The organism is Paraburkholderia sp. BGA-UO-ETr-F12 (assembly GCF_059567945.1).
The window spans coordinates 63966-82504 of sequence record NZ_JCAQOZ010000019.1; the positions used below are offsets into that span (position 1 = coordinate 63966).

The 18539-nt window shown below is 63.1% G+C and carries 17 protein-coding genes; 15 read left to right on the forward strand and 2 right to left on the reverse strand.

All coding sequences use genetic code 11. The annotated features are described in order from the left end of the window. Positions 1–58: 58 nt before the first annotated feature. The 6 genes from AC57B6_RS08030 to AC57B6_RS08055 all read left to right on the forward strand — a co-directional run bounded on the left by AC57B6_RS08030 (position 59) and on the right by AC57B6_RS08055 (position 5381). Positions 59–385: a YbaB/EbfC family nucleoid-associated protein gene (locus AC57B6_RS08030; RefSeq protein ID WP_007182071.1), complete on the forward strand. Its 327-nt coding sequence runs from the start codon at positions 59–61 to the stop codon at positions 383–385. Between the two features lie 93 nt (positions 386–478). Continuing rightward, a complete protein-coding gene (recR, locus tag AC57B6_RS08035) occupies positions 479–1075 on the forward strand; it encodes a recombination mediator RecR (RefSeq protein WP_030103097.1) in 597 nt (198 codons plus the stop codon). Between the two features lie 115 nt (positions 1076–1190). Continuing rightward, entirely contained in the window at positions 1191–2423 is a 1233-nt protein-coding gene (locus AC57B6_RS08040) for a CaiB/BaiF CoA transferase family protein (protein WP_106351990.1), read from the forward strand. A gap of 61 nt (positions 2424–2484) precedes the next feature. Next, positions 2485–3522, forward strand: a complete 1038-nt coding sequence (locus AC57B6_RS08045) for an ABC transporter substrate-binding protein (protein ID WP_028196642.1) — start codon at positions 2485–2487, stop codon at positions 3520–3522. 111 nt (positions 3523–3633) lie between these two features. Continuing rightward, positions 3634–4446: an ABC transporter ATP-binding protein gene (locus AC57B6_RS08050; protein WP_496420949.1), complete on the forward strand. Its 813-nt coding sequence runs from the start codon at positions 3634–3636 to the stop codon at positions 4444–4446. Positions 4447–4556: 110 nt separating this feature from the next. After that, entirely contained in the window at positions 4557–5381 is an 825-nt protein-coding gene (locus tag AC57B6_RS08055) for an ABC transporter permease (RefSeq protein ID WP_028196640.1), read from the forward strand. Between the two features lie 135 nt (positions 5382–5516). Here AC57B6_RS08055 and AC57B6_RS08060 read toward each other — a convergent pair whose 3' ends face one another. Beyond that, a complete protein-coding gene (locus AC57B6_RS08060) occupies positions 5517–6491 on the reverse strand; it encodes an NADPH:quinone oxidoreductase family protein (protein ID WP_028196639.1) in 975 nt (324 codons plus the stop codon). Positions 6492–6715: 224 nt separating this feature from the next. Between AC57B6_RS08060 and surE the strand changes: the two genes are divergently transcribed. From surE to rlmD, 6 genes are all read left to right on the forward strand, one after another. Next, the gene (gene surE, locus AC57B6_RS08065; RefSeq protein WP_028196638.1) at positions 6716–7474 is read left to right on the forward strand and encodes a 5'/3'-nucleotidase SurE; all 759 of its coding nucleotides are present in this window, start codon (positions 6716–6718) and stop codon (positions 7472–7474) included. After that, positions 7471–8547 carry a protein-L-isoaspartate(D-aspartate) O-methyltransferase gene (locus AC57B6_RS08070; protein ID WP_106351991.1) on the forward strand — a complete coding sequence of 359 codons (1077 nt, stop codon included), beginning with the start codon at positions 7471–7473 and terminating at the stop codon, positions 8545–8547. The genes surE and AC57B6_RS08070 overlap by 4 nt, the downstream gene beginning before the upstream one ends. 5 nt (positions 8548–8552) lie before the next feature. Beyond that, a complete protein-coding gene (locus AC57B6_RS08075) occupies positions 8553–9482 on the forward strand; it encodes a peptidoglycan DD-metalloendopeptidase family protein (protein WP_496420950.1) in 930 nt (309 codons plus the stop codon). 11 nt (positions 9483–9493) lie between these two features. After that, a complete protein-coding gene (gene rpoS / locus AC57B6_RS08080) occupies positions 9494–10576 on the forward strand; it encodes an RNA polymerase sigma factor RpoS (protein WP_028196635.1) in 1083 nt (360 codons plus the stop codon). Positions 10577–10580: 4 nt separating this feature from the next. After that, positions 10581–11357: a 3'-5' exonuclease gene (locus AC57B6_RS08085; RefSeq protein WP_028196634.1), complete on the forward strand. Its 777-nt coding sequence runs from the start codon at positions 10581–10583 to the stop codon at positions 11355–11357. Positions 11358–11512: 155 nt separating this feature from the next. Continuing rightward, positions 11513–12931: a 23S rRNA (uracil(1939)-C(5))-methyltransferase RlmD gene (gene rlmD / locus AC57B6_RS08090; RefSeq protein WP_496420951.1), complete on the forward strand. Its 1419-nt coding sequence runs from the start codon at positions 11513–11515 to the stop codon at positions 12929–12931. A gap of 117 nt (positions 12932–13048) precedes the next feature. Here rlmD and AC57B6_RS08095 read toward each other — a convergent pair whose 3' ends face one another. After that, the gene (locus tag AC57B6_RS08095) at positions 13049–13909 is read right to left on the reverse strand and encodes an outer membrane protein assembly factor BamD (RefSeq protein WP_035520618.1); all 861 of its coding nucleotides are present in this window, start codon (positions 13907–13909) and stop codon (positions 13049–13051) included. 38 nt (positions 13910–13947) lie between these two features. Here AC57B6_RS08095 and AC57B6_RS08100 point away from each other — a divergent pair, with 38 nt between their 5' ends. The 3 genes from AC57B6_RS08100 to phaC all read left to right on the forward strand — a co-directional run bounded on the left by AC57B6_RS08100 (position 13948) and on the right by phaC (position 18441). After that, complete coding sequence (locus tag AC57B6_RS08100) at positions 13948–15222, forward strand: RluA family pseudouridine synthase (RefSeq protein WP_496420952.1); 1275 nt, start codon at positions 13948–13950, stop codon at positions 15220–15222. Next, positions 15219–16076: a peptidoglycan editing factor PgeF gene (gene pgeF / locus AC57B6_RS08105; RefSeq protein WP_496420953.1), complete on the forward strand. Its 858-nt coding sequence runs from the start codon at positions 15219–15221 to the stop codon at positions 16074–16076. The genes AC57B6_RS08100 and pgeF overlap by 4 nt, the downstream gene beginning before the upstream one ends. A 544-nt stretch (positions 16077–16620) precedes the next feature. After that, a complete protein-coding gene (phaC, locus tag AC57B6_RS08110; RefSeq protein ID WP_496420958.1) occupies positions 16621–18441 on the forward strand; it encodes a class I poly(R)-hydroxyalkanoic acid synthase in 1821 nt (606 codons plus the stop codon). The last annotated feature ends 98 nt before the right edge of the window (positions 18442–18539 follow it).

Here is an 18539-nt window from a genome sequence, read left to right on the forward strand (position 1 = left end):
CGCGCCCCCGTGGCGCACCCGCTTTCCGGATTTCACGCTATCAAGAAGGAGCATATCCATGATGAAAGGCCAACTCGCCGGGCTGATGAAGCAGGCCCAGCAGATGCAGGAAAACATGAAGAAGATGCAGGAGCAGCTTGCATTGATCGAAGTCGAAGGGCAGTCGGGCGCCGGTCTCGTCAAGGTGACGATGACCTGCAAGAACGACGTGCGCCGCGTGTCGATCGATCCGAGTCTGCTTGCCGACGACAAGGACATGCTGGAAGACCTGGTCGCCGCTGCATTCAACGACGCCGTGCGTAAGGCCGAGGCCACCGCTCAGGAAAAGATGGGCGGCATGACTTCGGGTCTGCCGCTGCCGCCGGGTTTCAAGCTGCCGTTCTGAGCGGCGTCGCTGCAAGAATGGACTCACGCTGCCGCTTTGGCCGCGGCGTGAGTTGAATACCCGGCAACACCCACTTCGACACCGCCGATCCGCATGAAACAACCTTCCGCCCTGTCGGCGCTCGTCGAAGCGCTGCGCGCGCTGCCCGGAGTCGGGCCCAAATCCGCGCAACGCATGGCGTACCACCTGATGCAGCACGACCGCGACGGCGCCGAAAAACTCGGGCGCTCGTTGCTGTTCGCGACTGAACATCTGCAGCACTGCGAGAAGTGCAACACCTTTACCGAAGCGCAGATCTGCGAGGTCTGCCTTGACGAGGAGCGCGATCCGACGTTGTTGTGCGTCGTCGAGACGCCCGCCGACCAGATCATGCTCGAGCAGACCATGACCTATCGCGGCCTCTACTTCGTGCTGATGGGCCGCCTCAGTCCGCTCGACGGCATCGGTCCGAAGGAGATCCATTTCGATCGGCTGGTCAAGCGCGCATCGGATGGCATCGTCACCGAAGTCGTGCTCGCGACCAATTTCACCAATGAAGGCGAGGCCACCGCGCATTACCTCGGGCAGACGCTCAAGGCGCGCGGTCTTGCCGTTACGCGCCTCGCGCGCGGCGTGCCGGTGGGCGGTGAACTCGAGTATGTGGACGCCGGCACCATCGCCCGCGCGATGCTCGACCGGCGTTCGATGTAGCGCGGCCAACCGCGGCAGCGCCACGTCTCGCGGCGCCCGCAACGTCCGGGCGAAATCGTGTGAGATCGATCCGCCAAGGCCGTGTCCGGACGAGAACAGACCACAGAGGAGACCTATGAGCGTCAACCCCGATCCCAGCGCCACTGCCGCGCCCAAAGGCCCGCTTGCCGGCGTCAAGGTGCTCGAACTCGGCACGCTGATCGCCGGCCCGTTCGCTGCGCGCTTTCTCGGCGAGTTCGGCGCCGACGTCATCAAGATCGAAGATCCCAAAGGCGGCGATCCGCTGCGCAAATGGCGCAAGCTCTATCCTGAAGTCGGCGGCACGTCGCTATGGTGGGCGGTTCAGGCGCGCAACAAGAAATCCGTGACGATCAATCTGAAAGCCGAAGAGGGCAAGGAGATCGTGCGGCGTCTGGCGAAAGAAGCCGATATCGTCGTCGAAAATTTCCGGCCGGGTTTGCTCGAAAAACTCGGCCTCGGTTATGACGTCCTGTCCGCGGAGAACCCCGGGCTCGTAATGGTGCGTCTGTCCGGCTACGGCCAGACCGGGCCGTATCGCGACCGGCCGGGATTCGGCGCGATCGCCGAATCGATGGGCGGCTTGCGCCACATCACCGGCTATCCGGATTTGCCGCCGCCGCGTATCGGCATTTCAATCGGCGATTCGATTGCCGCACTGCATGGCGTAATCGGTGCGTTGATGGCGCTGCATCACAAACAGGTGAACGGCGGCAAAGGGCAGGTGGTCGACGTCGCGCTGTACGAAGCGGTCTTCAACATGATGGAAAGCGTGGTGCCGGAGTACGGCGTGTACGGCATGGTGCGCGAGCGCACCGGTGCGTCGCTGCCGGGCATCGTGCCGTCGAACACGTATCCTTGCCGCGACGGCAGCATTGTCATTGGCGGCAATAGCGACCCGATCTTCAAACGCTTGATGGTCGCGATCGAACGCGCAGATCTGGCGAACGATCCCGGTTTGGCGCACAACGACGGCCGCGTGCCACGCACCCAGGAGATCGACGGGGCGATTGCCGCATGGCTCGCCACGCGCACCATCGACGAAGCGCTCGCCGTGCTGAATGCCGCCGACGTGCCCGTCGGCCGCATTTACAGCGTTGCGGATATGTTCACCGATCCGCAATTCATGGCGCGCCAGATGATCCAGCGCTTCAAGTGGCAGGACGGCCAGGAAATCACCCTGCCGGCAGTGACGCCGAAGCTTTCGGACACGCCGGGTGAAACGCGCTGGTTGGGCCCGGAACTGGGTGAACATACCGATGAAGTCCTGCAGTCGCTAGGTTATGATTCTGACGATATTGCAAGGTTGCGCGCGCAACAGATTGTGTGAGTGAGCGTGCGCGCCTCGACCCTGCGAAGACAACAAAACCAAAGTCTGGAGACGACACACGATGCAACGCAGAACCTTCCTCGCCGGCACCGCGGCGCTTGCGGGCGCCACCTTCGCTGCCACGCCGCTTGCTTTCGCGCAGGGCAAACCTGAAACCACCAAGGTGGCGATCGCCGTCGGCGGAAAGAACCTGTTTTATTACCTGCCGCTCACGATTGCCGAGCGCCGCAATTACTTCAAGGACGAGGGACTCGAGGTCGAGATCTCGGATTTCGCCGGCGGCTCGCAAGCGCTGAAGGCGGCTGTGGGCGGCAGCGCGGACGTGGTCTCCGGCGCGTTCGAACACACCTTGCTGTTGCAGGCGCAAAAGCAGATGTTCCGCGAATTCGTGCTGCAAGGGCGCGCGCCGCAGATCGTGCTTGCCGTGTCGAAGAAGGCGATGCCGAACTACAAGTCGATCGCCGACCTGAAGGGCAAGAAAATCGGCGTGACTGCGCCGGGTTCGTCGACCTCGATCATGGCGAGTTTCGTGCTCGCGAAAGCCGGGCTGACCGCGAAAGACGTGGCGTTCATCGGGGTGGGCGCGGGGGCGGGCGCGATCGCCGCGCTGCAGTCGGGCCAGATCGACGCGATCGCCAATCTCGACCCGGTGATGACCAAACTCGAACGCACCGGCGAAATTCGCGTCGTGTCGGACACGCGTACGCTGGCCGATACCCGCAGCGTGTTCGGCGGCGACATGCCCGCGGGCTGCCTGTATGCATCGCAGAGTTTCATCACGAAGAATCCGAACACCACCCAGGCGCTGACCAATGCAATGGTGCGCGCGCTCAAGTGGTTGCAAACGGCGACCGGCAGCGAACTGATCAACACGGTGCCGGAGGGCTATCTGCTCGGCGACCGCGCGGTCTATCTGGACGCATGGCAGCACGTGAAGGAGGCGATGTCGCCGGATGGGCTGATGCCCGCCGACGGCCCGGCCACGTCGCTGAAAACCTTGCAGGCATTCGATCCGGCCGTGCAGGGCAAGCCGATCGATTTGTCGAAAGCGTGGACCAACGACTTCGTCAAGAAAGCGCTGGCGACGGTCAAGGCATAGACACGGTGAACGCGGAGGCGAGGGCGGTGCGTGCTGCGCTCGCCTCGAACCCCGTTGTCACGACGGCATGACAAACCAGAATCAAAACCGATCTTCGAAGCGAGTCGAACGATGACCGTTGCCGCCCTGGCGCTCGACAACATCACCTGCACGTTCGCTGCGCGGGACAACCGCGCGCAACGCTATACGGCAGTCAAGGACACGACCTTGCGCATCGCCCCGGGCGAATTCGTCTCGGTGGTCGGCCCGACCGGGTGCGGCAAATCCACCTTGTTAAATGTCGGCGCGGGTTTGCTTGAACCGTCGTCGGGCGCGGTCAGTGTGTTCGGCGAGCCGCTCAAGGGGATCAACCGGCGCGCCGGCTACATGTTTCAGGCCGATGCGCTGATGCCGTGGCGTTCGGCCATCGACAACGTGATGGCCGGCCTCGCTTTTCACGGCGTACCGCCGGCCGAAGCGCGCAGTAAAGCCGACGAGTGGTTAAAGCGCGTGGGGCTCGGCGGTTTCGGCGATCGCTATCCGCATCAACTGTCGGGCGGCATGCGCAAGCGCGTCGCAATGGCGCAGACGCTGATCCTCGACCCGGACATCATTCTGATGGACGAGCCGTTTTCCGCGCTCGATATCCAGACGCGTCAGCTGATGGAAAACGAGTTGCTCGATCTGTGGGCGGCAAAGCGCAAGGCGGTGCTGTTCATCACGCACGATCTCGACGAAGCGATCTCGATGTCCGACCGGGTCGTGGTGCTGTCGGCGGGGCCGGGCACGCATCCGATCGGCGAATTCGCGATCGATCTGCCGCGGCCGCGCGACGTCGCCGAGATTCGTGCGCATCCGCGCTTCGTCGAGTTGCATGCCCAGATCTGGAGCGTGTTGCGCGACGAGGTGCTCAAGGGCTACCAGCAGCAACTCACCGCCGTGTAGTGACGGCTCGCGGACACGTCGCGGGTGAGGGACGCATTGGCGTTCCGTTGCTGCGCTCGCGGGTCACGCTCAGTCGTTGTGTCGATCAATCGTCTAAGGCAAATCGAGTCATGTGGAAGACGTTGCGCCCGAACCGGGCGAACCTGGTGATCTGGCAGTGGCTGCTGCTCGTGCTGTGTTTTGTGCTCTGGTACGTGCTGACCAGTCCGACGCTGCTGCCGCCGTTCTATTTCGACGATCCGAACAAGGCCGCGTTCTTCTTCGGCGAGCCGCAGAAGGTGCTGCAGCGCATCTGGGAATGGTTCACGGGCGGCGAGATCTATCTGCACCTGTGGATCACCTTGGTCGAAACGGTGCTCGCGTTCGCGCTCGGCACCGCCTTCGGACTCGGCGTCGGTCTGTGGCTCGCTCTGTCGCCGCTCGCGAGTGCGCTGTTCGATCCGTATATCAAGGCGGCCAATTCGATGCCGCGCGTGATTCTCGCGCCGATTTTCGGCGTGTGGTTTGGCCTCGGCATCTGGTCGAAGGTGGCGCTGGGCGTCACGCTGGTGTTCTTTATCGTGTTCTTCAACGTCTATCAGGGCGTGAAGGAAGTGAGCCCGGTGGTACTCGCCAACGCGCGCATGCTTGGGGCGAACCGCAAGCAGCTACTGCGCTTTGTTTATCTGCCGAGCGCGATGAGCTGGGTGTTTTCGAGCCTGCACACGTCGGTGGGTCTGGCGTTTGTCGGCTCGGTGGTGGGGGAATATCTCGGCTCGGCGCGCGGTGTCGGCTATCTGATTCTGCAAGCCGAGGGCACCTTCGATATCAATACGGTGTTCGCGGGGATTCTGGTGCTGACGGCGTTCGCACTGATTCTCGATGCGATTGTCGGGATTGGCGAGCGCCGCCTGATGAAGTGGCAGCCGAAGTCGGGCGATACGGAAAAGCTGTAGCCACGCACGCAAGATCGGGCACGTGAAGGCCTGGCTGGCAAGGCCTGAGCAAAAACGGCGCGTGGTTTTAAAACCGCGCGCCGTTTTATTTGCCGGTCGACGAAGCGTAGGTTGAATGCACAACGGGCCAGGCGGCTAGGGCGTAATCACCACCTTCCCGATCACCCGGCGCTCGGCCATATCGCGCAACGCGCGGCCGGTGTCTTCCAGCGCATAGCGCGCCGACACGTAAGGCTTGAGCTTGCCTTCGCCGATCCAGCCGGTCATCTGCTCGAACGCGGCATGATTGTGCTGCGGCTCGCGCCTGGCAAAGTCACCCCAGAATACGCCGACCAGGCTCGCGCCTTTGAGCAGTGTCAGGTTGAGCGGCAACTTCGGAATCTCGCCGTTCGCAAAACCGACTACCAGATAACGGCCGCGCCAGCCGATGCTGCGAAACGCCGGTTCCGCATACACACCGCCGACCGGATCGTAGATGACATCCGGACCCTTGCCGTCGGTCAGCGCCTTGATCCGTTCGCGCAGGTCTTCGGTGCTGTAGTTGATGGTGGCGTCCGCGCCGTGCTTCACGCAAGTGGCAAGCTTTTCGTCGCTCGACGCCGCCGCGATCACGCGCGCGCCAAGGGCTTTGCCGATCTCGACCGCGGCGAGCCCGACGCCGCCCGCCGCGCCCAGCACCAGCATCGTTTCACCGGCCTTCAACTGGCCGCGATCGACCACCGCGTGATGCGACGTGCCGTACGCGAGCGTGAACGCCGCGGCCAGTTCGAACTCGACGCCGTCCGCGAGCGGCACGCACGCCGTGACCGGTGCCAGCGCCTGCTCGGCGAATCCACCCGAGCCGGTGAACGCGACCACTCGGGAGCCGGGTTTGAACTGCGTCACATCCGCGCCGACCGCGCGAACCACGCCCGCGACTTCGGAGCCGGGCGTAAAGGGCAGCGGCGGTTTGAACTGGTACTTGTTCTCGATGATCAGCACATCGGGAAAGTTGACGGCGGCCGCTTTGACGTCGATCACGACGTGTCCGGGCGGCGGCTCGAGATCCGGCAGATTTTCGACCACCAGGCTTTCCGGCGGCCCGTACTGATTACAGCGAATCGCGCGCATCGTGTCTCCATATCGATCGGGTTTCCCGCGGGGCTTCCGTCGGGCGTCGCAACTATTCTGAGTGTAAAACAAACAGCACGACCGTGCGTTTTTATTGTTCCTGGCCCTGTGTTCGCGAGGGCGACAGCCGTGGACGTGGTGCCTGGCGCGTGCGCTGTGCATGTGACGTGCGTGGTGCCCGCCGTGTCGTTCGCCTGCCTTCTTTCCTCGGTTACAATCGCCGCATGCGAATCCTACTCAGCAATGACGACGGCTATCTGGCGCCCGGGCTTGCCGCGCTTTACGAAGCGCTCAAGCCGATCGCGGACGTCACCGTAATGGCGCCCGAGCAGAACTGCAGCGGCGCGTCCAATTCCTTGACGCTGTCGCGGCCGCTTTCGGTGCTGCGCTCGGCGAACGGTTTCTACTACGTGAACGGCACGCCAACCGATTCGGTGCACATCGCGCTGACCGGGATGCTGGATCACACGCCGGACCTCGTCGTTTCGGGTATCAACAACGGCCAGAACATGGGCGAGGACACGCTCTATTCGGGTACTGTCGCCGCCGCCACCGAAGGCATCATGTTCGGCGTGCCGGCCATTGCCTTCTCGCTGGTCGACAAGGATTGGGGTCACCTCGAAGATGCCGCGCGCGTCGCTGCCGAGATCGTCGCGCACTACCTCGAGCAACCGTTGCCGGGGCATCCGCTCCTGAACGTCAACATTCCGAATCTGCCGTATGAGCAACTCGGCGGCTGGCATATCACGCGTCTGGGCAAGCGGCATCCGTCGCAGCCGGTGATCCGCCAGACCAACCCGCGCGGCGAACCCATCTACTGGATTGGTCCGTCGGGCAGCGCGCGCGATGCGAGCGAAGGTACCGATTTCCACGCTGTCGCGAACGGCCAGGTGTCGATCACGCCGTTGCAGCTCGATCTGACCCACACGCAAATGCTGCCCGCAGCGCGCGACTGGGCGCGCGCCGGTAGCGGCGCTTCATGACCAGCGAGCGCGCAAAGCGCTTCCCGCTCGGCCTCGAGGACCTGGTGCGCGAACCGCGCAGGGTTGAAGGTCGTCCGGGTGATATGCGCGCGGCGGCGCTCGCGGCGAGCGCGGCGCTGAATGCTCGCCCGCAACCGGCGAAAAATCCGGCCGCGGGAGCCGGTGGGAAAACCCCCGCGAAGCCGCCGGTGAGAGCACAGGCGCAAACCCAGGCGACGCAAGCAAAGCCACCAGCCAAGGCGCCGATGAAGGCGCCAGTGAGCACGTCGGGCCACGCCCCGGCCAAGTCGCAAGCCAAACCGCACGCAGCGCCCGTCGCGCAAGGTTCGGCTGTGCGCGCCGCAGCAAAACCGGCGCCGCTCAGCAAACCCGCGGCCAGACCCAGCGAGCGCAGCGCGGTGCCGAATGTCGCGTTGAACGGCGCTTTGGCGCTCACTTCGGAACGGGTTCGCGAACGGATGGTCGAACGGCTGCGTGCAAACGGCGTGACCGATCAGCGCGTGTTGAACGCGATGTCGGTGGTGCCGCGCCACATGTTCGTCGACCCGGGCCTCGCGGCCCAGGCCTATGAAGACGCGGCGCTGCCGATCGGTCATCACCAGACGATTTCCAAGCCCTCCGTGGTTGCGCGGATGATCGAGCTGGCGGCCGCTGGCCGTGCGTTGAACACAGTGCTCGAAATCGGTACGGGCTGCGGCTATCAGGCCGCGGTACTGAGCCAGGTCGCGCGGGACGTTTACTCGATTGAACGTATCAAGCCGCTGTCCGAACGCGCGAAGACAAACTTGCGTCCGCTGCGCATTCCGAACATCCGCTTGCACTACGGCGACGGTCGCCTGGGGTTGCCGTCGGCGGCGCCATTCGATGCGATCGTGATCGCGGCGGCGGGGCTGGACGTACCGCAAGCATTGCTTGAACAACTCGCGATCGGCGGCCGTCTGGTCGCGCCGGTCGGCTCGCAGGAAGGCCAGAACCAGGTGCTGACCCTGGTGGAACGCCTCGGACCCGCGCAGTGGCGCGAGTCGCGGCTTGATCGCGTTTTCTTTGTACCCTTAAAATCCGGAGTGATTTGACACCGATGAGTATGTTGCGCGCGATGCAAAGAACCAGCCTGAATATTCCTATGACCGTAACCCAGCGTAGCGTGTGCGTGCTCGCCTTGTCCCTGTTGATGTCGGCCTGTGCGACCCGTCTCGATCAGGCACCCGTCGTCGACCGCTCGGGCAGCGGTGCCCTCGGTACGCAAGCCGCGCCACAGCCGGCTGTGCCGCTCGGACCGCCGCCGCCGGGCTACTATCGTGTGAAACCCGGCGATACGCTGTACCGGATCGCGCTGGAGAACGGCCAGAACTATCGCGATATTTCGGCGTGGAACAATCTCACCAATCCGAATCAGATCGAAGTCGACCAGTTGCTGCGCGTCGTTCCGCCGGGAGCGAACACCGCGGCGCTGACGCCGGGTGTGTCGACCGCGCCGATCGGCGGTGGCGGGGTGCAGAGCGCGCCGCTTGGCAGCACGCCGCCGGTGGCGGGTGCCGCGGCAGGCGTGGCGGTGCCGCCGGTCTATGGTTCGAATGCGACCGTGTCGCCGCCGCCTGCCAATCCGGGTGCCGCGAGTGATTCGAGTACCGGTGCTTCCGGCAACATCGCGTTCGCGTGGCCGGTGCGCGGGCCGATGCTTGGTACGTTCAACGATTCGACCAACAAGGGTATTAATATCGGCGGTGCAGCGGGCGATCCCGTCAAGGCCTCAGCGGATGGCCGCGTGGTTTATGCCGGAAATGGGCTGCGTGGTTACGGCAATCTCATTATCATCAAGCATGATGCAACTTATCTCACGGCGTATGCACACAACCGCGCTTTGATGGTAAAAGAGGGGGATGCGGTAACCAAAGGGCAGAAGATCGCTGAGATGGGCAATAGCGATTCCGACCGCGTGATGTTGCATTTCGAAGTTCGCCGGCAGGGTAAACCTGTCGACCCACTGAAGTATTTGCCGCCGCAATAAGCGATACGACCATGCCGAAATCGAAGCGCCGCCTGCCGCAAGCCGAATCTGAGACGATTAGCCGCGTCACGTCCGCTTCGGTGGAGGATAGCGGCGCTTCGGAAGCCGAAGACGAAATCGTCGAAGAGCGCGATCTCGACGAACGCCAGGGCGCCGCGGACGAGGCCGGAGAGGCCCGCGAAGGCGCGAGCGACACGCCGCCCGATGTCGACGATTTCCGTGCGCTGCTGCAAGCCGAGCTGACGGCCGACACCATTCAGCATTATCTGAATCGCATCAGCGTCAAACCGCTCCTGACCGTCGAAGAAGAGCAGAAGTATTCGCGTCTGGCGAAGGCGGGCGAGTTCGACGCGCGCCAGGTGATGATCGAGCGTAATTTGCGGCTCGTCGTCAGCATCGCGAAGGGTTATCTGAATCGCGGCGTGCCGCTGCTCGATCTGATCGAAGAGGGCAACCTCGGTTTGATGCACGCGATCGAAAAGTTCGATCCCACGCGCGGCTTCCGTTTCTCGACTTATGCCACCTGGTGGATTCGCCAAAGCATCGAGCGCGCGATCATGAACCAGGCGCGCACGGTGCGTTTGCCGGTGCACGTGATCCGTGAGCTCAACCAGGTGCTGCGCGCGAAGCGTCATCTGGAAAAAAATTCGATGAATTCCGGCGAAGCCGCCGAGCGCCGCGACGCCAGCATCGATGATATTGCCTATCTGACCGGCAAGACCACCGACGAAGTCACCGATATTCTCGCGCTGAACGAGCACACCGCGTCGCTCGACGCGCCGCTCGATCTCGATCCGGCGAGCAGCCTGCTCGATTTGCTCTCCGACGACCAGAGCCAGTCGCCGGATGCCGAAGTGCAGCACCGCGAGCTGGAAACGCTTACACGTGCGTGGCTTGCGCGCTTGTCGGACAAGCACCGCCATGTGATCGAGCGCCGCTTCGGCCTGAACCACATCGAGCCCGCCACGCTCGAAGAGCTGGCCGACGAAATGGGCCTCACGCGCGAGCGTGTGCGCCAGATCCAACAGGAAGCGCTGGTGCGGTTAAAGCGCTTCTTTGCCTCCAACGGTGTTCGGAAGGACGCCGTTCTCTAAGCTGATGACACCGATTCTTGTATTCGACATCGAGACGATTCCCGATGTCGCCGGCATTCGCCGCCTCGAAGATTTGCCCGCCACGCTAAGCGACGCCGAAGTCGCCGAGCACGCTTTTGCCGCGCGCCGCGAAAAGACCGGCAGCGATTTCCTGCCGCATCACCTGCAACGGATCGCGGCGATTTCCTGCGTGTTCCGCGACAACAACGGTTTCCGTGTGCGCTCGCTCGGCACGCTGGAAGACGGCGAGGCGGCGCTCGTGCAGTCGTTTTATCGCGTGATCGAAAAGTACACGCCGCAACTCGTGTCGTGGAACGGCGGCGGGTTCGATCTGCCGGTGCTGAACTACCGTGCGCTGGTCAACGGCATCCCGGCGTCCCGTTTCTGGGACCTCGGCGAGGACGACCGCGAGTTCAAGTGGAACAACTACATCAGCCGCTATCATGCGCGCCACACCGATCTGATGGACGTGCTGGCGATGTATCAGGCGCGCGCCAACGCGCCGCTCGACGCGCTCGCGAAGATGTGCGGCTTCCCCGGCAAGATGGGGATGGACGGCAGCCAGGTATGGCACGCATACCAGGAAGGGCGCATTGAGGAAATCCGCAATTATTGCGAGACCGACGTCGTCAATACCTATCTGCTGTATTGCCGCTTCCAGCTGATCCGCGGGGCGTTTTCGGCGGCGGAGTATGCTGACGAGATCAACCTGGTCAAGAATGCGTTAGCGCTGGAGGCGGCGCCGCAATGGGCCGAGTATCTGGCCGCATTTGATCAATAAGCCTTACTATTCTGCTAGCGAAGCGGTTTGCAGCACGCAAATCGGCCATGGCGCAAGCAGGCAGGCGCTAGCCGCCGCAGCCGCGCCAAATCGTTGGCAATGGCGGCGCTTCGTCTACAATCTCGCCTTTCCCCAAGTTTGTCAGGAAGTCGCAGGTGTCCCGAACTGCCCCCCAACGTCGCTCGCCCAAGCGCCAGAAGGCGCCCGCTCCGGCAAAAGCGCACGTCATCACCGGCAATGAGCCGATCGTCGAAATCGTTTCGCTCGATATGGAAGCGCGCGGCGTGGGCCGTATCGAGAGCGAAGACGGCACGCCCGGCAAGGTAATCTTTGTCGAAGGTGCGCTGCCTGGCGAGCGCGTCAGCTACTCGACCCATCGCAGCAAGCCGAAATTCGAGCAGGCGGAAGTGGTCCAGGTGTTCCGTGAAAGCGTGCTTCGCACGAAGCCGAAGTGCGCGTACTTCGATATTTGCGGCGGCTGTTCGATGCAGCATCTCGACATTCGCGCCCAGATCGCCGTCAAGCAGCGCGTGCTCGAAGACAATTTCCAGCATCTGGCGAAGCTGCGCCCCGAGACGGTGTACCGCCCCATTCACGGGCCGGCGTGGGGATATCGCTACCGCGCGCGTCTGGCTGTGCGCTATCTGCCGGAAAAGGGCGGCATGCGCATCGGCTTCTACGAGAAGAAGAGCAGCTACATCTCGGATATGAAGAGTTGTGAGGTGCTGCCGCCGCATGTGTCGGCGATGCTGATGCCGCTGCGCTTCATGGTTCGCAAGCTGTCGATCCACGATCGTATGCCGCAGATCGAGCTGGCGGTTGGCTCCTCGGTCACCGCACTGGTGCTGCGTAATCTCGCGCCGCTCACTGCCGCGGACGAGCAGGTGCTGCGCGATTTCGCCGACGAGCACAAGATCCAGTGGTGGTTGCAGCCGGGTGGTCCTGATACGGTCGTGCCGTTCTATCCGCTCGACGCGGAACTCGACTACACGCTTCCGGAATACAACATCCGGATGCCGTTCAAGCCGACCGATTTCACGCAGGTCAATCACGCGATCAATCGCGTGCTGGTCAGCCGTGCGTTGCGTCTACTGGCCCCGGCCGCCACCGACCGCGTGCTCGATCTATTCTGCGGAATCGGCAATTTCACGCTGCCGCTCGCCCGGATCTCGAAGGAAGTGATGGGTATCGAGGGCAGCGAAGCGCTGACTTCGCGTGCACTGGCCAATGCCGAACTGAACGGCGTGGCGGGTCATACATCGTTTGCCTGCCGGAATCTGTTCGAAGTCACCGCCGACGACCTGCGCGCGCTCGGCCATTTCGACAAAATCCTGATCGATCCGCCGCGTGAAGGCGCGCTGGCCGTCGCCAAGGCGCTCGCTGAGATCGCACAGAGCGGCAACGGGCCGCTGCCCAAACGTATCGTGTACGTATCGTGCGCCCCGGCTACGCTCGCTCGCGACGCCGGCCTGCTGGTGCATGAGGCCGGCTACCGGCTGGTGGGCGCGGGGGTGGTGAACATGTTCCCGCACACCTCGCATGTGGAGTCGATTGCGCTGTTCGAGCGGGACTGAGAGCGCCTGTCGCCAGCCGGCCTCGGGCGCACGCCGGCTGCGCTCCACAAACAGAAACGCCACGACCGAAGTCGTGGCGTTTCTGTTTGCAGCGTTCTTAAAGCGTGTGGCTGAAACTTAGAACTGCCACCACGACTTTTCCTTACCCGGCCTTGCATGGCCCGTGATATACGGGCTGTCAGGGAAGGTGCCGGCCAGAATACGCTTGGTGTCGTCGGCCAGTTGCGGCTGATTCAGCTTTTGATACGACAGCATCATGATGTGCAGTGCGTCTTCGATAGCCGGCGCGTTCTTGTATTCCTTCAACGCCAGTTGCGCGCGATTGATCGCCGCGACATAAGCGCCACGGCGGTAGTAATAATCCGCCGCGTGGACTTCGTGCGACGCCAGCGCGTTCACGATATAGCGCATGCGTTGCGCGGCGTCCGGTGCATACTTGCTGTTCGGGTACTTGTCGACCACGACCTTGAACGCGTCATACGACTCGCGCAGCGACTTCGGGTCGCGCTCGCTCATGTCCTGGCCGGAGAAGCGGCCGAACAGACCGAGGTCGTCGTTGAAGTGGATCATGCCCTTCAGGTAATACGCGTAGGCGATGTCCGGGTGATCCGGATGCAGCTGGATGAAGCGGTCGATCGCCTGGTCGGCGGCGGCGTTTTCGTTGTCTTTCCAGTTGCAATAGGCGACGTTGATCTGTGCCTGCTGGGCAAAGTGGCCGAACGGATCGCGGCCTTCGAGCATCTCGAAATACTTGGCGCACTTGCCGTAATCACCACCGGTCAGGGCGTCGTTCGCCTCCGTATATAATTTGTTGTTGTTCCACGTAGCCGTCTCGTCGGTCTTTTCCGGCAGGCCGTGACAAGCCGCAACAACGGCGACGGCCGCGGCACACGCAATGTATCCGGCCACTTTCCGGGCCGCCTTCTTGATGGCCGCCAAATTGATCGCCGCTTTAGTAATGGTGTTCAAGGCTCGCATTTTCCAGTCTAGCTTTACGTCCAGGTGACCCAGACTCAATGACCCGCTCAAATACTCCAGGCGCCGCAACCGGTGCCGGGAATAGCAACAAAGATTATAGCGTAAGCGCTGACCCCTCCGACGCGTTGGGCGTCGATTCACTCGACGACGATCTCGGCAGCGACGCGCTTGCCGGCGCCGGCCCGCAGAGCATGGTGCCGACGGTGGCGAGCCGTGTGGCGGACGAGACGCCGCGCAGTGTCGTCGTCCCCGACGAAATGGCCGGCGAACGCCTCGACAAAGTGCTCGCCCGGGTCTTTCCGGAGTTTTCGCGGAACCGGCTGCAAAGCTGGATCGAGTCGGAGCGGGTGCGCATCGACGGCAAGCCGGCCAAAATCCGTCAGCCGGTGCCGCTCGGCGCAACCATCGAACTCGTGCCCGACCTGCTGCCGGAGCAACTCGCGTTCACGCCCGAGCCGGTGCCGCTCGACGTCGTGTATGAGGACGACACGCTGGTGGTGATCAACAAGCCGGCCGGCATGGTCGTGCATCCGGCGGCCGGCAACTGGAGCGGTACGGTGCTGAACGGTCTGCTGTACCGCTATGGCGACGCCGCGGCCGGCTTGCCGCGTGCCGGTATCGTCCATCGGCTCGACAAGGAGACGTCCGGCCTGATGGTGGTGGCGCGCACGCTCGAGGCGCAGACCGATCTGGTGCGCCAGCTCCAGGCGCGCACGGTGAAGCGCCGTTATCTCGCGCTGGTATGGGGCAACATGCCTGAAGAGGGCACGATCGACGCACCGATCGGCCGCGATCCGCGCGAACGTACGCGCATGGCGGTTGTGACAAGCGCATCGGGCAAAGCTGCTCGCACGCATTTCCGGCGCGTGGACACGGCGATCTGGCAGCGTCAGCCGGTCACCGCAATTCATTGCGACCTCGAAACCGGCCGCACCCACCAGATTCGCGTGCATTGCGCGCATATCGGCCATCCGCTGCTCGGCGATCCGGTTTATGGGCGCGCGCGCGGCAAGCGCTCGGTGACGCCGCTGCCGGACGGCTTTGCCCGCCAGGCCCTGCATGCATGGCGCCTTGGCCTGATTCACCCGGAAACCGGCCGCACCATGCAATGGCGCGCCGATGCGCCGGAAGACATGCAGGTACTATCGGCGGCGCTCGGCCTCGGGCGCGACGACGAGGGCGAGTTCGACGAGACGTACTACGAGGAAGACGACTACGAAGCCTCGTTGGACGACGATGCCGACGCAGATGAAATACTCGGCGACGGCGATCCTGCCGAAGACGACGAACACGACGAGGACGGTCACGCATGAGCTTGCCCAAGCTGAGTCTCGCCGATGTTGTGCAACCGGCATGGAATGTGTCGCCACGGGTGCGTGCGCTCGTCACCACGCGTAATGGCGGCGTGAGCGAACCGCCGTTCGGCCGCTGGCGCGACGGCGCGGACCTGCCCGGCGGCCTGAATCTGGGGATGAAAGCCGGAGACGATCCGGCCGCGGTCGCGGTCAATCGCGCGCGGCTGCTGGATCTGGCCGGCGTAAGCGAGGCCGCGTGGCTCGAGCAGATTCACGGCGCGGGCATCGTGCGGGCCGAAGATGTGCTTGCGCAAACTCACGCGAACGGCATGCCGACACAAGCCGATGCGAGCGTCACCGACCGGCCTGGCACGGTGTGCGTCGTGATGGTTGCCGATTGCATGCCGGTGCTGTTGTGCGACGAAGCGGGGCGTGCCGTCGGCGCGGCTCATGCCGGCTGGCGTGGCCTCGCAGCGGGTATTGTCGAACAGACCGCGCAGCGCGTTGCCGACCTCGCCGGCGTAGAGGCCGCGTCGCTGCACGCCTATCTCGGTCCGGCGATCGGACCGGACGCATTCGAGGTGGGGGCAGATGTGCGTGACGCCTTCATGAAGGGCGTGGACGGCAAACAACGCGAGGCCACGGCGAATGCATTCGTTACGCATCCGCATAATCCCGGCAAATATCTCGCCGACCTTGCGACGCTCGCGCGCCTGCGCTTGCAGAGGCTCGGGGTGACGCGCATTGCCGGCGGCGATTTGTGTACGGTCACACAACGCGAGCGTTTCTATTCCTATCGCCGCGATCGGGAAACCGGCCGCATGGCCGCGCTGATCTGGCTCGACGATCAGGCGCGGACAATCGCGGCATAAGTTATCCACCCTGGCGCCCGCTGGAGTGGGCGTCATGTCTTTCTGGCGGCATACGTATGAGGGTTTGTTCGGAGACGCAGCATGGTTTTTTGCTGCGCTGCCGGAAGTCCTCGCGCAGGCGTAAATCTGCCGCCAAAACTGTTCGCATGCGAACGGATGAATTGAGATAAGCCCGCGCAGTACGGGAGCTTTTTTCATTTGCATCGGCACCGAAAAATCCCCGTTCCAAAAGCGCGATCTGCTACACAGGGAAAACGATAATTAAAAAACTATCGCACTGCGGCAAAATCGGGAACAAGCATTGACATGCCTTGCGATGGGGAGCAAGAATGTTCCTCACAGCTCCTCGTACATGAGACAGGGCGTGACGAGGTCGCGAGCAATCGCCCACGTGCGCAAGAACCTGCCTCTCAACCCGTCCGCAAGGACTTACCGGTCAAAAGCAGGTATGGCAGCATCACATTCCTCAGCTTCCCCCAGCACGGACTCCTCGACGGAGCACACGCAGCAGGCCGGTACGAGCGGCGCAACGCCGGCCGCAGGCATGCAGCAGTTATTCGACGTGTGGATGAACGCATGGCGTTCACTCGGCACGCCGCCCGGCGGCAATGGCGCGGCTTTCCCAATACCGCACATGGGGATTCCGCCAATGCCGCAAATGGGCCTGCCGCAAATACCGTCGTTCCCCGGCATGCCTGACTTCAGCAAACTGACGGTGGGATCTCTGCCGTCATTGCCTTCATTCGCAGGACTCAATGTGCCGAGTGCCGCGATTCCATCGGAGCGTTTGCAAAAGCTGCAGGCCGATTATTCGCGCGAGGCGATGGAGCTGATCCAGCAGGCAGCGGGTTCTACGACGAAAACTCCCGAACTCAAAGACCGCCGCTTCAGTTCCGACGCGTGGAGCGCGACGCCAGCCTATGCATTTACGGCCGCGTGGTATCTGTTGAACGCACGCTATCTGCAGGAAATGGTCGACGCGCTCGATACGGAACCGAAAGTGCGCGAGCGCATCCGCTTCGCCGTTCAGCAATGGACCGCGGCGGCGTCGCCCAGCAACTTCTTCGCGTTGAATCCGGAAGCGCAAAAGACCTTGCTGGATAGCCAGGGCGAGAGCTTGCGGCAGGGCGTGATGAATCTGCTGGGCGACCTGCAGCGCGGCAAGATTTCGCAAACGGACGAATCGCGTTTCGTGGTCGGTGAAAATCTCGCGAACACCGAAGGTTCGGTAGTGTTCGAAAACGACCTGATGCAGTTGATCCAGTACAAGCCGCGCACGGCCACCGTGCGCGAGCGGCCGCTGCTGATCGTGCCGCCGTGTATCAACAAGTTCTACATTCTCGATCTGCAGCCGGAGAACTCGCTGGTTGCGCACGGGCTCGATTCGGGTCATCAGGTGTTCCTGATTTCGTGGCGCAATGCGGATGCGTCGATCGCGGGCAAGACGTGGGACGACTACATCGGCGAGGGCGTCCTCAAGGCAATCGACACGGTCAGCCAGATCAGTGGGCGCGAGCAGATCAACACGCTGGGCTTCTGCGTGGGCGGCACGATGCTGGCCACGGCGCTGGCAGTGGCGGCCGCGCGCGGCCAGCATCCGGCAGCGTCGATGACCTTGCTCACCGCAATGCTCGACTTCTCGGATACCGGCGTGCTCGACGTATTCGTCGACGAGGCGCATGTGCAGATGCGCGAGCAAACCATCGGCGGCAAGAACGGCAGCCCGCCCGGCCTCATGCGCGGCATTGAATTCGCCAATACTTTCTCGTTCCTGCGGCCGAACGATCTGGTGTGGAACTATGTCGTCGACAACTATCTCAAGGGGCGCACCCCGGTGCCGTTCGATCTGCTGTACTGGAACAGCGATTCGACCAGCCTGCCGGGTCCGATGTACGTCTGGTATCTGCGCAATACGTATCTCGAGAATCGTCTGCGCGAGCCGGGTGCGTTGACCACCTGCGGCGAACCGGTCGACCTCTCGAAGATCGACGTGCCGACCTTCATCTACGGTTCACGCGAAGACCATATCGTGCCGTGGCAAACCGCGTACGCGTCGGTGCCGCTGCTCGCCGGACCGCGGAAGTTCGTGCTTGGTGCGTCAGGCCATATCGCGGGCGTGATCAATCCGCCGGCGAAGAAAAAGCGCAGTTACTGGACGCTGCAAGGCGATGTCAAGACGTTGCCCGAAACGCCGGATGAGTGGCTCGATCAGGCGGTCGAAGTGCCCGGCAGCTGGTGGCCCGAATGGATCACGTGGCTCGACCAGTTCGGCGGCAAGAAAGTCAAGCCGCGCGCTACGGCAGGTTCCGCGGAATTCCCCGTCATCGAGCCGGCACCGGGGCGTTATGTGCGGCAACGGGAGTAGGGTTAGCGCCGCAAGGCACGGTGGTCTGGCGGTATGAATGCGCGCCCGGAAAGGCAAGGGCGCATGAGCAACAAGATTTTTAACTTGACGGGCTACGG